Here is a 13719-nt window from a genome sequence, read left to right as displayed (position 1 = left end):
GATCCGCGAAGTCCCTCAGGGCCAGCGGTCATCGACCGCATCCAAAGGCCGGATACATGACCGCTCCCGATCCGCCCCGCCAAGCCCACAAAGCACCCTTGCCAACCAGGGGCCGTCCATACATGACGGCGCACCGATCACCCGGAAACAGTAAAGGGCTTGGAGAGCGCCGGCCGATCCGGCCGGGTCGGATTCGACCTCAGCGGGCGGCGCCGAAATTGGCGGCGAGCCGCTGGGTCGCCGAGAAGCCGACAGCTCCCGGCTTGGCCGCACCGGACGCCGGGTTCGGCGCATAGACGCCGCGCTGGTCCGGCACCGGCTTGAAGGCATCGGTGAGCCCGACCACCGTCTCGGCCGCGCCGAGCACCAGAAAGCCGTCCGGCTCGACGACCTTGCGGATGCGCTCCATCACGTCGATCTTGGCGACCTGGTCGAAATAGATCAGCACGTTGCGACAGAACACCACGTCGAACGGGCCGAGGCTGGTGAAGTCGCCGAGCAGGTTGAGCGGCCGGTACTGCACCATGGAGCGGATCTCGGAGGAGATCTGCCAAGTCTCGCCGATCTGCGTGAAGTACTTCAGCAGCATCTGGATCGGCAGGCCGCGCTGCACCTCGAACTGGCTGTAGATGCCGGCCTTGGCCTTGTCGAGCACCTCCATGGACAGATCGGTGGCGACGATCTCGACCCGCCAGCCGTCGAGCCGCGGGCCCATGTCCTTGAGGCACATGGCGAGCGAGTACGGCTCCTGGCCGGTGGAGGCGGCGGCGCACCAGATGCGCAGCCGGCGACGGCTCTCGCGGGCGGCCAGTAGCGACGGCACGATCGACTGCCGGAAGTGATCGAACGGCACCTTGTCGCGCAGGAAGAAGGTCTCGTTGGTGGTCATCGCCTCGACCACCGCGACGGTCAGGTTCTCGGCGCCGGGCGCCTTGAGCTTCTGGACCAGCTCGCTGAGCGAGGCGAGCCCGTTCTTACGGGCGACCGGCAGCAGGCGGCTCTCGACCAGATACTCCTTGTCGGCGGAGAGCACGAGGCCGGAGCGATCCTTGAGAAGCCGGCGCAGGAAGTCGTAATCGAACGGCGTCACGAGCGCTCTCCCGAGAAGACACGAGTTACTTTCGACGCGATCTGCGCGAGCGGCAGGATGGCGGCGCACAGGCCGGCCTGGGCGACCGCCCCCGGCATGCCCCACACCACGCTGCTGGCTTCGTCCTGCGCGATGACGCTGCCGCCGGCGGTAACCAGATCGGCCGCCCCGCGGGCCCCGTCGGAGCCCATGCCGGTGAGAATCACGGCGAGAGTCGCGGCGCCCCACACCTGCGCGGCGGAGGTCAGCAGCGGATCGACCGCCGGCTTGCAGAAGTTCACCAACGGACCGTCTTGCAGCACGATCACCGGGCCACCGTCGCGCCGCGCCACCTGCATATGGAGGGCGCCGGGCGCCACGTAGACACGACCGGCCACCACCGGCTCGCCGTCCTGTCCCTCGCGTACCGTCCGGCCGCTGGCGCGGCTGAGGTGCTCGGCCAGGATCGTCGTGAAGGTCGGCGGCATGTGCTGGGTGATCAGCACCGGCACCTTGTCGATGACGCTGCCGAGATGGCCCACCACCTCGTTGAGCGCCTGCGGGCCGCCGGTCGATGACCCGATCAGCAGCACGCGCGGAATGGTCGGCGACAGTGTCCGGAGCTTGCAGGTCGGCGGCTTGTCGACGACCGGCGGAACGGTACGGCCCGCCGTCGGCCGCTCGTCCGAGCTCGGAGCCGGGGCGGCCGGACGAAAGCCGCGCTGACGGCGGCGGCGCTGGCCGAGATTGCGGACCTTCTCGACCAGATCGCGCCGGAAATCGGCGGACGTCGTGACGCCGCGATTGGTCTCCGGCTTCGGGATGTAGTCGGCGGCACCGAGCGACAGCGCCTTCAGGCTGATCTCGGCGTTGTGGCGCGTCAGCGTCGACGCCATGATGACGACGAGGTCGCGCTTCTTGGCGAGCAGCAGCGGCAGCGCCGAGATGCCGTCGAGCACCGGCATCTCGATGTCCAGGATGGCGACGTCGGGATCGAGCCGCTCGACCTGGTCGACCGCTTCCCGGCCGGTGCGCAGCGAGGCGACGACCTCGAAATCCGGCTGCTCTTCGAGCCACCGTGCGACCAGGCCTCGCACGACGACCGAGTCGTCCACCACCATGACGCGCAGCCGGTCTCCGGCGGCGGTCGATGCGGTGGACGCAGATGTGACGGCGATGGCCATAACACGAGCTACTCGGTTACGCGGACGGAACGACGGACGTGGCGCGGGGGCGGTCGCGAGCCGATCAGACCAGCCCGACTTCCTGGAACTTCGCCGCGATGATGTCCTTGTCGAACGGCTTCATGATGTATTCGTCGGCGCCGGCATGGATGGCGCGCGCGATCTGCGCCACCTCGTTCTCGGTGGTGCAGAACACCACCTTGGGCCGATCACCACCCGGCATCCGCCGCAACGTGCGGAGGAAGTCGTAGCCGTCCATCACCGGCATGTTCCAGTCGAGCAGGACGGCGTCCGGGAGGCCGCGCTGGCACACGTTGAGCGCCTGCTGGCCATCCTCCGCCTCGATGATCTCGAACTCCATCCCCTCGAGGATGCGACGCGCCACCTTGCGGATGACGCTGGAATCGTCGACGACCAGACAAGTCTTCATCGCGCGCCTCGTTGATCTTCTCACGTCGGCCGGTCCGCCCGGCCGCTTCACCCGCAGACGGCGTCGCCGATCAGGCCGCGATCGCCTCACCCATGTCGAGCACCCGGTCGACGTCGAGCACCACCAGAAGCTGGCCGTCGAGACGGTGGACACCGGCCGACACGCGCGCCAGCCGACCGTCGAGATTCACCGGATTGGGCTCGCGCGTGCCGTCGGAGAGCTTCAGCACCTCGCCGACCGTGTCGATCAAGAGGCCGTAGGACTCGCCCTTGGACTCGATGCCGATCGCCATCGGCTTCTTGCCGTCGTCGCGCTTCGGCAGGCCGAGCCGGCGGCGCATGTCGATCGCCGTGACGATCCGGCCGCGCAGGTTCAACACCCCGGCGATCTCCGGCTGCGACAGCGGCACCCGCGTCAACCGCTCCAGCATGAACACGTCCTGCACCCGCGAGATCGGCAGCCCGAACAGCTGCTCGCCCAGCATGACGGTGACGTACTCGATGAGCGTGTCGCTCGGATTGTTGTCGTTCACCATCTTGGTCTCCATCACGCGGCCTCACCGAGCGCGGTCTGTTCCTTGAGGGCGGCGATCAGGCCCGGCCGATCGAACTTGGCCACGAAGTCGTGGAAGCCCACGGCACGGCCGCGCTCGATCGCATCGGGCGAGGTGAGCGCCGACAGGGCGATGATGGGCAGATCCTTGGTCGCCGGGTCGGCCTGCACGGCCTGGGCGAAGTCGAAGCCGTTCATCCCGGGCATGTCGATGTCGGTGACGACGACGTCGATCCGGCGCCCGGACTTGAGCACTTCCAGTGCATCCGCAGCCCCCGGCACCGTGGTGACCTGATAGCCGGCGGCCTTGAGCACCGGGGTGAGCATGTTGCGGAAGAAGGCCGAGTCGTCGACGAACAGCAGCGACCGCGAGACGTGGCTGCCGACGGCCTTGTCCTTGCGCCGCAACCAGTCCTCGAAGGCGATCGGCAGGAAATAGCCCATGTCGATGATCTCGGTGGCGTGGCCCTTGACCACCGCCGAGCCGAGCACGCCGGGCGTCTCGCTCGACACCTCGATGTTGAGGTTGTCTTCGACGATGTCGACGATCTCGTCGACCACCAGGCCCATCGAGCGGCCGTCGTCCGAGAAGACGAGCAGCGGCTGGGTGCCCTCGGTGCGGATCTGGACCTCGTCGTTGACGCGCACCAGCGGCATGAGCTGGCCGCGATACTGCACCAGCCGGCGGCCGTTGGACGCCTCGATCTTGGTGGCGTCGATCTCCTCCAGACGGGTGACCAGCGACAGCGGCACCGCCTTCGGTTCCGGCGAGCCGGCGCGGAAGACCAGGAGCGACGTGGTGTTGTCGGCCCCACCGTGATGCTGCACGGCGCCGTTCTCCTCCGACTGGGCCTGCGCCGTCGCCGTGGTGCCGAGCGCGCGGGCGATGCCGTTCGGATCGATGATCATGATCACCGAGCCGTCGCCCAGGATCGTGTTGCCGGAGAACATGGAGATGTGACGAAGCTTGGTCGACATCGGCTTCACCACGATCTCTTCGGTGTGGAAGACGCCGTCGACCACGATGCCGAAGGTCTGATTGCCGACCTGCGTCACCACGATGAAGCCGTTCTCGGCGTCGTCGCCGGAGACGATCTCGTTCTCGTCCATCTTGAGAAGAGACTTGAGCCGGATCAGCGGCAGCAGCTTGTTGCGCAGACGCAGGACCGGGGTGTCCTTGATCCGCTCGATGCGGTGCTCGGAATTGGTCTGCGCCCGCACCAGCTCGATCACCGAGAGCTGCGGGATGGCGAAGCGGTCGCCGCCGGCCTCGACGATCAGGGTCGAGACGATCGCCAGGGTCAGCGGGATCTTGATGATGAAGCTCGATCCCGCGCAGGCCACCGACTTGACGTCGACGGTGCCGCCGATCTGATCGATGTTGTTGCGCACCACGTCCATGCCGACGCCGCGGCCGGACACGCTCGTCACCTTGCTGGCGGTCGAGAAGCCCGGCGCGAAGATGAACTTGTGGATCTGCTGCTCGTTCAGCTTCTCAAGCTGCGCCTCGTTGACGAGGCCGCTCGACAGCGCCTTGGCCTTGATCTTCTCGGTGTTGAGACCGCGCCCGTCGTCGGCGATCTCGATGATGATGTGGCCGCCTTCGTGATAGGCCGACAGCCGGATCGTGCCCTTCTCGGGCTTGCCGAGCGCACGCCGCTCGGCCGGCGTCTCCAGGCCGTGGTCGGCGGAGTTGCGCACCATGTGGGTGAGCGGGTCCTTGATCAGATCGAGGACCTGGCGGTCGAGCTCGGTGTCGGCGCCGTGCATCTCGAGCTCGATCTGCTTGTTGAGCTCGGTGGCGAGGTCACGAACGATGCGGGGCAGCTTCTGCCACGCATTGCCGATCGGCTGCATGCGCGTCTTCATCACGCCTTCTTGCAGCTCGGCGGTGACGTTGGAGAGGCGCTGCAACGGCACCTTGAACTCGGAGTCCTCGTGCCGGCGGACGATCTCGAGGAGCTGGTTGCGGGTCAGCACCAGCTCGGACACCATGGTCATCAGGTGCTCGAGCGTCTCGACATTGACGCGGATCGACTGGTTGGCGACCTTGGCGTCGGTCTTGTCCTCGTCGCGCTCGCCGGCAGCGGCGGCGGCCGCCGCCGCCTTGGCGGCCGAGGGGGCCTCGGCGGGCGCCGTGAACTTCGGCCCGGGCGTCTCGCGGAAGGCGCGCTCCAGGTCGTCCAGCGACACCTCGCCGGGACGCAGCGGGCGCTCCAGCACCTGATAGGTGAGCGAGCCGCTGGTCTCCTCCGCGGCGGCGGGCGCCGTCGGCGGCGCGGCGATCACCGGGTCTGCGGCCGGCGCCGGTGCCGCAAGCGCCAGGCGCTCCAGCTCGTCGATCAGGTCACGGTCCTCGCCGGCCGGCTCTTCCTGGTTCTGCTCCAGCTCGTCCAGGATCGCCTTGATGCGGTCGATGGTGGACAGGATCAGCGTCACGGCCTCGCCGGTCACGGCGGTGCCGTCGCGGAACTTGCCCATCAGCGTCTCGGCCGCGTGTGCCAGCGCCTCCAGGCGCGGCAGGCCGAGGAAACCGCAGGTCCCCTTGATGGTGTGGACGAGCCGGAAGATGTTGTCGAGGATCTTGGCGTTGTTCGGATCCTGCTCGAACCGCACGAGCTCGACGTCGACGACGTCGAGACTCTCGTTGGTTTCGGTCAGAAATTCCCGGAGCAAGTCGTCCATCGGAGAAAACTCGCGTTACAGGCTCGCGCGGCCCGATCGGTCGGAAGACTGATGCAGTCTGTTGGGAAAGCGTTTAAGTTTCGTTTCGGCACAGGCCGTGCAACTACCCTGAAACCCCTCGGCGGCGCGGAAAACCCGTCGTCGCGGCGGCGGCGAGCAGGTCGCGCCGGCGGGCCGGCATCGGCAAAATCAAAGCGAATTGCTGAAAATTAGAGCGAATACGCCGGCATGTGCGGGCCTCTTCGCAATCTGTTAAACACGGTCGGCTCGCGATCGTCGGCAGCCAAAAAAATTCGCCGGCGAGGTCCGCGGACGCCGCTCCAAGCCTCGGAATCGCAAGGACTAATCCAAACCGGGGAGGAATCTAGGCCGGCACCGCCGCGGTGATCACGACGGAGTCTCCGGTCGCCACGAAGCCGACATCCAGCCCGCAGGCCCGCGCCAGCATCCCGGCATAGAAGGGCTGGATCGCGTGCGCGTCGAGCGCCGCATCGGCCGGGGTTCCCGCCACCAGCGGCGGCAACGCCGCCGGCAGCCGCACGTTGAGGCCGCGCGTCTCGACCCGGAAGCCCATCGCCTCGCCCTCGCCGACCGGATCGACGGTGAGCGATCCGCCGCGCGGGATCGTCTGCCCGGCGAGCACCAGCAGGTTGAGCACCAGCTTGACGCGGTTCTTGGGCAGCAGCAGGCGCGGCAGGCTCCACACCAGCTTGACCTTCTCGTCCTCGAGGGCGCCGCGCGCCACCTTCTCGGCGTCGCCGAGATCGATCTGGGCACCCGACGAGCCCGAGGCGCCGAACGCCAGCCGGCAGAACTGGAGCCGGGCGGAGACGCGAATGGCGCTCTTCTTGATCAGGTCGAGGGCGAACGTCTTGGTTTCTTCGTCCTGGGCGTCCTCGAGCACCTCGAGACCGTTGACGATGGCACCCGAGGGGCTGATCAGGTCGTGGCAGACCCGCGAGCAGATCAGGGCACAGAGATCGAGCGGATCGAGCGTCACCAGGCTCGCCGGGCTCGCTGCCCCCGTGGCGACGGCGTCGGCGCTCGCCGCATCGGCGGTCGCCGGGCTCGAAGCGGGGACGCTGGAGGTGGCGCTGGACATGGATCTGGTCTCCGGCGAGCCCACCGAATCGGCGCCGCGCCGGGGTGGTAGCGTGTGATACACCGTGCCGACACCACGACGCAAACCACCTGGACCTTGTCGTACCGACCGATGACCGAGATCGATTCTCCACTCCTCGATGCCCTCACCGACCTCGTGTCCGAGGCCGGCCACGCCATCCTGGCGGTCGCCCGATCGGCCGTCCTCGACGTCCGCGAGAAGGCCGACCACAGCCCGGTGACGGCGGCCGACCGCGCCGCCGAGGCGGTGATCCTGGCCGGGCTCGCGCGGCTCCTCCCGGGGGTCCCGGTGGTGTCGGAGGAGAGCGTCGCGGCCGCGCCGCAGCCGCCGCTCGCCGGCACCTTCCTGCTGGTCGATCCGCTCGACGGCACCCGCGAGTTCGTCGATGGCCGCGACGAGTACACCGTCAACGTCGCCGTGGTGGAGGCCGGGGTGCCGATCGCCGGGCTGGTCCTGCTGCCGGCCCGGGGCGTGCTCTATCGCGGTCGCGTCGGGCACGGGGCCGAGCGGCTGTCGCTGCCGCCCGGCGGCCGGGCGACGACTGCCGTGGCGACGGCGATCCGGGCGCGCCCCTGCCCCCGCACCGGCGCGGTGGCGGCGGTCAGCCGCTCGCACCTCGATCCGGCGAGCGAGGCGTTCCTGGCCCGGCGGCAGGTGGCGGCGCGGGTGAGCTGCGGCTCGGCCGTCAAGTTCGGCCTGCTCGCCGAGGGGCAGGCCGATGTCTATCCGCGCCTCGCCCCCACCTCGGCCTGGGATGTCGCGGCCGGCCACGCGGTGCTGGCGGCGGCGGGTGGGACCGTGGTGCGGCCGGACGGCACGCCGCTGCGCTATGGCGAGACCGCCGGCTGGGGGGTGCCGGGCTTCGTCGCCTGGGGGGACCCGGTGGCCGGGCCGGCGATGACGACGAATCCGTGAGACCGGAGGGGCCTGCCGGCGGGTGGCCTGCCGACGAGTCGGCCGTCAGGGCGTCAGCCCGGCCCGCACCTGGGGCCAGTGGTTCTGCGCCTCGGTGAGCACGCCCACCGGATCGGCCATGAACTTGTCGCGCGCCGTCTCGCTGTAGAACAGGAAGACGCGGCCTCCCATCACGGCGAACAGGCCGGGATTGCCGGGGCGCGAGACGCCGCGGGCGATCCCGACCGGATCGTAACCGCCGAACACCGGGGCATAGACGGTCGGGTTGTCGGCGAAGGCGTTACGGTTGCCGGGGTTGCGGAAGCGCCACACCGTGCCGGCGTAGGTGTATTCGTACTCGGCACGGCCCTCGACGGCGGCCCGCTCGACGAAATAGGCGACCGGGTCGAAGCCCGAGATGGCGAGCCCGGAATGGCGATCAGTCACCACCCGCTCGGTGGTGGCGGCCGAGGCGGGCGGGCCGAGCCACAGGCTCGACAGCATCAGCATCGCAAGACCCGCCGCCCGTCGAAGGGTCGGCACGATCTGTCGGGTTCGCCGCCGTGACGTCATAGTATTGCCGGATGGTGTCGCGATTCGGGTGCAGCTCGGCCGTGAGCTCTCTCGGGGGTGTCATTGTCCTAGCGCGCTTTCGTAAGCGGCCGGTTACGCGCCGCAGGCAAAATTTCGGGAAGGGCCAGATGGGCAGAGTCTCGCGTTGGATCGTCGCCGCGGTCGTGGTCCTGGCCTGGGCGGTGCCGGTCGGGGCCTTCGCCCAGAGCACGCCGCAGCCCGCCCACCAGCCCAACACCTATTCGCCGGGCGAGATCGTCGCCACCGGGCATCGCTTCTTCGGCGGCGTCTCGCGCAGCCTCGCCACCCTGGTGGAGCGCGCCGTCAGCCAGTGGGGCCTGCCCAACGGCTACGTGCTGGGCGAGGAGGGCGGCGGCGCCTTCTTCGGCGGCCTGCGCTACGGCGAAGGCGTGCTCTACACCAAGAACGCCGGCGACCTGAAGGTCTACTGGCAGGGCCCGTCGTTCGGCTGGGACGTCGGCGGCGACGGCGCCCGCACCATGATGCTCATCTACAACCTGCCGGCCACCAACGCGATCTATCAGCGGTTCGGCGGCATCGACGGCTCCGCCTACTTCATCGGCGGCCTCGGCATGACGGCGCTGACCTCCAACAACATCGTGGTGGTGCCGATCCGCTCCGGCGTCGGGCTGCGGCTCGGCGCCAGCATCGGCTATCTCAAGTTCACCCCGCAATCGACCTGGAATCCGTTCTGATCTCGCGGCCCGCGGTCCGCCCCGCCCCTTGTGCGCGGCCCGCGATGCCACACGGTTGCGTGATCGGCCGGGATTTTCGGTGGCCGTTCTCCCGGAACGGTGATCAGCTTGTTGAAATCCTTGCCGAAGCTGGTAGGCCGAAAGCGGCTCGCGACGGTCGGGACGACGTCGGGCAGCCCCGCCGCTTCGCCATCCGGGCGGCCGGCGGCGTTCTCATGATCGAAGAGGCGTTCTCATGATCGAACAGGTCATGCTGTTCGGGATCGGATTTCTGGTCGCGAGCCTGTTCAATCTCCTGTTCGTCCCGCTGGTGCACAACCGCGCCGTCCGCCTGACGATGCGGCGCCTGGAGGCGGCGACGCCGTTCTCGATGGCGGAGATCCAGGCCGAGAAGGACCAGCTCCGCGCCGAGTTCGCCATGTCGACCCGGCGGCTGGAGCTGAGCGTCGAGCAGCTCAAGGCGCGCGCCGCCGGCCAGCTCGCCGATCTCGGGCGCAAGTCGATGGCGGTGACCCGGCTGCGCCAGGAGCTGGCCGAGAAGACCGCCGCGCTCCAGGCCATCGAGGCGCGCGAAAAGACCCTGCGCGAGCAGCTCCAGAGCACCGAGCAGGAGTTCTCGCGCAAGAGCGACAAGGCCCAGACGGTCGAGAAGCTCCTGGTCGGCAAGGAGGCGGAGCTCGCCGAGCTGACCGCCGCCCTGAACGAGCGCACCTCGGTGTCGGACAGCCAGCGCATCGAGATCGCCACCCTGAGGACCCAGATCGAGTCCCTCAAGGCGCGCACCGAGCAGGACCAGAAGGACCTCAAGGAGACCAAGGCGCGGCTCGACCGTGAGCGCGCCGCGGCGGCGGCCGCCGCCACCGAGCTGGCCGAGGAGCGGACCCGCACCGGCGCCCTCACGACCCGCATCGGCGAGCTGGAGCGCCAGCAGGCCGAGCAGACCAGCGAGGCCGAGGGGCTGACCCGCCGCATCCACGAGCTGGAGGAGCGGCTGACCGAGCAGGGCCGCATGCTAGTCGAGCGTGAATACGACGCCCGCAAGGCCCGCGAGGAGACCGGCGCGGCCGGCGACCTGACCAGCGAGAAGGCCCGCCTGGAGCGCGAGCTGGGCGAGGCGCGCACCGAGAACGCCCGGCTGGAGCGCGAGCTGGCGACGCTGCGCCGCGGCGCCGAGGCCGGCTGGGCGACCGAGCGGGTGGAGAACGCGCTGCTGCGCGAGCGCATCAACGACGTCGCCGCCGAGGTGGCGAAGCTGACCTTGGCGCTGGAAGGCGCCGACTCGCCGATCGCCGCGATCCTGGACCACGAGCGCACCGACCAGGAGCGCACCGACCAGCACCGGCCGGACGAGACCCGAGCGAACGGCGACCGGCCGGGCGGCGGCGAGCTGATCGAGCGCATCCGCGCCCTCCAGGCCCGCGCCTCGCGGGTGCCGTCACAGCCCGCCGCGACCGCCCCGGTGCCGGAAGCCGCCGCCTCGTGACGGCGGGGCGCCCCCCGTCATCCGGGCACCGGATCGCCGCCGCCCTCCGCGCCGCCTCTCTGGCGGCCCTCTCTGTCGTCCTCTCGATCGCCCTTCCGGCCGGCCTCGGGGCCGGCGTCGCCGCGGCCGGGCCGCGCCGCGCCGTCACGTCCGACCGGGGGCCATTCACCGATGCTCAGATCCTGCGCGGCTTCGCGGCCGTCACCGGCGCGGCCGAGTACGCGACGTCTCCCGCGGATCGCATCCGCCGCTTCGAAGCGCCGGTGCGAGTGCGCATCGAGGCCGATCCTCGCCTCGGCCGCGCCGGGGCGACGCGACGCGCCATGGTCGAGGCGGTGGTGGCCGACATCGGCCGTGGCATCGCCCATCTCGACCTGCGGCTGGCTGCCGCGAACGAGCCGGCCAATCTGACGGTGCGGCTGGTGCGTCGCCGCGACTTCGATGCCGCGGTCGCAGGGGTGTTCGGGCCGGAGCGCGCCCGAACGATCCTGGCACGACTCGCGCCACTCTGCGTGAGCGGCTTCGCCCGCGACGACGAGTTCCGGATCACGCGGGCGGCCGCGATCCTCGCCGTCGACGTCTCTGCCTTCGACGTCCGCGACTGCGCCTACGAGGAGATCTTGCAGGCGCTCGGGCCGTCCGCCGACACCGACGCGATCCCGTGGACGATGTTCAACGACCGCGTCCGCACCGGCCGCTTCGGCCGCTACGATCGCTATCTCCTCAACCTCCTCTACCACCCGCGGATGGCGGCCGGCACGCCGCCCGCCGAGGCCCGCGCCATCGCGGCCGCGGTGCTGCCGGAGGTGCGCCGCCGCGTCGAGACGAGGCCGGAGGCCGGACACCGCAGATCTCCACTCGGCGGCCGGGCGGTACCCGAATTTCGGCATTAGGATTGACGGCCGCATTCGGTTGCGGCGAAACTCCGCTACACCTAGCCTCGTGGCTGGCCCGGTGGCGGAAGGGCGACGCGGGGAATGCCGACCGCATTCCCACATCCTGGTTCGAATCCAGGCTGGGCCTCCGCCCGTTACCCACAGGAGGCCAGGGAACGGAACCCGGTGCCGCCTTCTGCGTTGAACAGGACCCTTTCGGGGCCTTCATCGACGCGCGGCCCGCCGTACGGAGCAGCATCGACGCTTTTTGAGAGAACGCGACAGCGTCCCCTGCCGCGGCGATCCGCCGAAGCCTTCGGGGCTGCGGCCTGTCGGGGTTGCCCCTAGGCATCTGTTCGCATCGCGGACTCGTCCGACCATCGCCCCCAACCCGCCCAAAACGGCCCGCGGGCCGAATCCATCTTGCCGTCCATCAACCGCCCTCCGAGTGACGAGGTCCCCGGCCACCATGACTCCACGCAGCCAGCCCCCGCTCATCGTCAAGATCCTGTCCGAGCAAGCGTCCACCCTGCTGCCGAAATGGACCACCCTGCTCAAGCAGAACGGAATCCTGGCGACCGGCCGGATCAAGGAGACCGAGCTCGCCACCCAATGCCGCACGGTGCTCGATCTGCTGGCGACCGCCATCACGGCAGCCGGGCTGGACGTGCCGGCGCCGCCCTATCAGCCGCTGCGGGACCTGCTCGCCGACATCTCGCGCTCGCGCGCCATTCAGGGCTTCTCGCCGTCCGAGACGGCGAGCTTCGTGTTCTCCCTCAAGCCGCCGCTGTTCGAGGCGATCGACGCCGCCAAGGGCACCGACGACGCCACTGCGTTGCGCGCCGTGCAGGACGTGACACGGTTGATCGACGCCCTCGGGCTGCACACCATGGAGGTGTTCCAGAAGAGCCGCGAGGAGGTGATCGTCCGCCAGCAGCGGGAGATCGCCGAGCTGTCCACCCCGGTGGTCAAGCTGTGGGAGGGCGTGCTGGCGCTGCCGCTGATCGGCACGCTGGACAGCCAGCGCACCCAGATCGTGATGGAGAACCTGCTCGAGTCGATCGTCGCCGAGCGCGCCGAGATCGCCATCATCGACATCACCGGCGTGCCGACCGTCGACACGCTGACGGCCCAGCACCTCCTCAAGACGGTGTCGGCGGCGCGCCTCATGGGCGCCGACTGCATCATCTCCGGCATCCGCCCGCAGATCGCCCAGACCATGGTGCATCTCGGCGTCGAGCTGAACGTGGTGTCCAAGGCGACGCTGGCCGATGCCTTCGCGGTGGCGCTGCGGCGGGTCGGCCGCACGGTGGCGCCACTGAAGACGGTGCACCGCCAGCAGCCGGTGGGCTGACGATGGACCGCATCCCCATTCTCAAGCTCGGCAGCGCTCTGCTGGTCACCATCCAGGTCGACATGCACGACCGGCTGGCGACCGCCCTTCAGGAGGACCTGACCGAGAAGATCGTGGCCACCCATGCCAAGGGGGTGCTGATCGACATCTCGGCCCTGGAGATCGTCGACAGCTTCATCGGCCGGATGCTCGACCACATCGCCGCGATCTCCCGCATGCTCGATGCCGAGACCGTGGTGGTCGGCATGCGGCCGGCCGTCGCCATCACCCTGGTGGAGCTCGGCCTGTCGCTGACCGGCGTCAGGACCGCGCTCGACGTCGAGCGCGGCATGGAGATGATCCGGCGCCGGCTGGAGGAGCCGGAGGTCGCGGATGGCGACGACGCCGGCGCGTGACCTGATGGAGGTGCGGTCCTCGGACGATGTCGTGCGGGTTCGCCAGCAGGTGCGGGCGCGCGCCGTGGAGGTGGGCTTGTCACTGGTCGATCAGACCAAGATCGTCACCGCCGCGAGCGAGCTCGCCCGCAACATGCTGGATTACGGCGGCGGCGGTGTCACCACCATCGAGACGATGACGGACGGCCACCGGCGCGGCTTGCGCCTGACCTTCGAGGATCAGGGGCCCGGCATCGCCGACGTTCAGCTTGCCCTCAAGGACGGCTACACGTCGGGCTCCGGCCTCGGCCTCGGCCTCGGCGGGGCGAAACGGCTGTGCAACGAGTTCTCGATCGACTCGGCACCGGGCCGCGGCACCCGGATCACCTGCGCGCGTTGGAAATGAA

General features: G+C 69.5%; 14 protein-coding genes and 1 pseudogene. 8 read left to right on the top strand and 7 right to left on the bottom strand.

The window, feature by feature from the left end; all coding sequences use genetic code 11:
- Positions 1–199: 199 nt before the first annotated feature.
- The 6 genes from ACFQUV_RS16810 to chpT form a co-directional block, all read right to left on the bottom strand.
- Positions 200–1090, bottom strand: a complete 891-nt coding sequence (locus ACFQUV_RS16810; protein ID WP_129608997.1) for a protein-glutamate O-methyltransferase CheR — start codon at positions 1088–1090, stop codon at positions 200–202.
- Positions 1087–2253: a chemotaxis response regulator protein-glutamate methylesterase gene (locus ACFQUV_RS16805; protein ID WP_129608996.1), complete on the bottom strand. Its 1167-nt coding sequence runs from the start codon at positions 2251–2253 to the stop codon at positions 1087–1089. Before ACFQUV_RS16805 ends, ACFQUV_RS16810 begins: the two co-directional genes overlap by 4 nt.
- 64 nt (positions 2254–2317) lie before the next feature.
- Positions 2318–2683 carry a response regulator gene (locus ACFQUV_RS16800; protein WP_111385885.1) on the bottom strand — a complete coding sequence of 122 codons (366 nt, stop codon included), beginning with the start codon at positions 2681–2683 and terminating at the stop codon, positions 2318–2320.
- 70 nt (positions 2684–2753) lie between these two features.
- Complete coding sequence (locus ACFQUV_RS16795) at positions 2754–3230, bottom strand: chemotaxis protein CheW (protein WP_244601570.1); 477 nt, start codon at positions 3228–3230, stop codon at positions 2754–2756.
- Positions 3230–5920, bottom strand: a complete 2691-nt coding sequence (locus tag ACFQUV_RS16790; RefSeq protein WP_129608995.1) for a hybrid sensor histidine kinase/response regulator — start codon at positions 5918–5920, stop codon at positions 3230–3232. The genes ACFQUV_RS16795 and ACFQUV_RS16790 overlap by 1 nt, the downstream gene beginning before the upstream one ends.
- A 364-nt stretch (positions 5921–6284) precedes the next feature.
- Complete coding sequence (gene chpT / locus ACFQUV_RS16785; RefSeq protein ID WP_129608994.1) at positions 6285–7022, bottom strand: histidine phosphotransferase ChpT; 738 nt, start codon at positions 7020–7022, stop codon at positions 6285–6287.
- Between the two features lie 111 nt (positions 7023–7133).
- Between chpT and ACFQUV_RS16780 the strand changes: the two genes are divergently transcribed.
- Positions 7134–7958, top strand: a complete 825-nt coding sequence (locus ACFQUV_RS16780) for a 3'(2'),5'-bisphosphate nucleotidase CysQ (RefSeq protein WP_129608993.1) — start codon at positions 7134–7136, stop codon at positions 7956–7958.
- Positions 7959–8003: 45 nt separating this feature from the next.
- Here the strand turns inward: ACFQUV_RS16780 and ACFQUV_RS16775 are convergent, their stop codons facing one another.
- On the bottom strand, positions 8004–8480 hold the full coding sequence (locus ACFQUV_RS16775) for a YHS domain-containing (seleno)protein (RefSeq protein ID WP_244601569.1): 477 nt from the start codon (positions 8478–8480) through the stop codon (positions 8004–8006).
- Between the two features lie 158 nt (positions 8481–8638).
- Here ACFQUV_RS16775 and ACFQUV_RS16770 point away from each other — a divergent pair, with 158 nt between their 5' ends.
- The 7 genes and pseudogenes from ACFQUV_RS16770 (at position 8639) to ACFQUV_RS16740 (ending at position 13718) form a co-directional block, all read left to right on the top strand.
- A complete protein-coding gene (locus tag ACFQUV_RS16770; protein ID WP_111383620.1) occupies positions 8639–9226 on the top strand; it encodes a DUF1134 domain-containing protein in 588 nt (195 codons plus the stop codon).
- A gap of 235 nt (positions 9227–9461) precedes the next feature.
- On the top strand, positions 9462–10709 hold the full coding sequence (locus ACFQUV_RS16765; RefSeq protein WP_129608992.1) for a hypothetical protein: 1248 nt from the start codon (positions 9462–9464) through the stop codon (positions 10707–10709).
- Positions 10706–11602, top strand: a complete 897-nt coding sequence (locus tag ACFQUV_RS16760) for a DUF2927 domain-containing protein (RefSeq protein WP_129608991.1) — start codon at positions 10706–10708, stop codon at positions 11600–11602. The genes ACFQUV_RS16765 and ACFQUV_RS16760 overlap by 4 nt, the downstream gene beginning before the upstream one ends.
- 55 nt (positions 11603–11657) lie before the next feature.
- Positions 11658–11732: pseudogene (locus tag ACFQUV_RS16755) on the top strand.
- Between the two features lie 321 nt (positions 11733–12053).
- The gene (locus ACFQUV_RS16750) at positions 12054–12938 is read left to right on the top strand and encodes an STAS domain-containing protein (RefSeq protein ID WP_129608990.1); all 885 of its coding nucleotides are present in this window, start codon (positions 12054–12056) and stop codon (positions 12936–12938) included.
- Between the two features lie 2 nt (positions 12939–12940).
- The gene (locus tag ACFQUV_RS16745) at positions 12941–13333 is read left to right on the top strand and encodes an STAS domain-containing protein (RefSeq protein WP_111383623.1); all 393 of its coding nucleotides are present in this window, start codon (positions 12941–12943) and stop codon (positions 13331–13333) included.
- Positions 13311–13718: an anti-sigma regulatory factor gene (locus tag ACFQUV_RS16740; protein WP_207211462.1), complete on the top strand. Its 408-nt coding sequence runs from the start codon at positions 13311–13313 to the stop codon at positions 13716–13718. The genes ACFQUV_RS16745 and ACFQUV_RS16740 overlap by 23 nt, the downstream gene beginning before the upstream one ends.
- Position 13719: the final 1 nt, after the last annotated feature.

It is taken from the genome of Rhodoplanes sp. P11 (assembly GCF_964266735.1).
Taxonomy (GTDB): Bacteria; Pseudomonadota; Alphaproteobacteria; order Rhizobiales; family Xanthobacteraceae; genus Rhodoplanes; species Rhodoplanes serenus.
The sequence above is the reverse complement of the archived record's forward strand: the minus strand, read 5'-3'. Positions and strand labels throughout refer to the sequence as shown.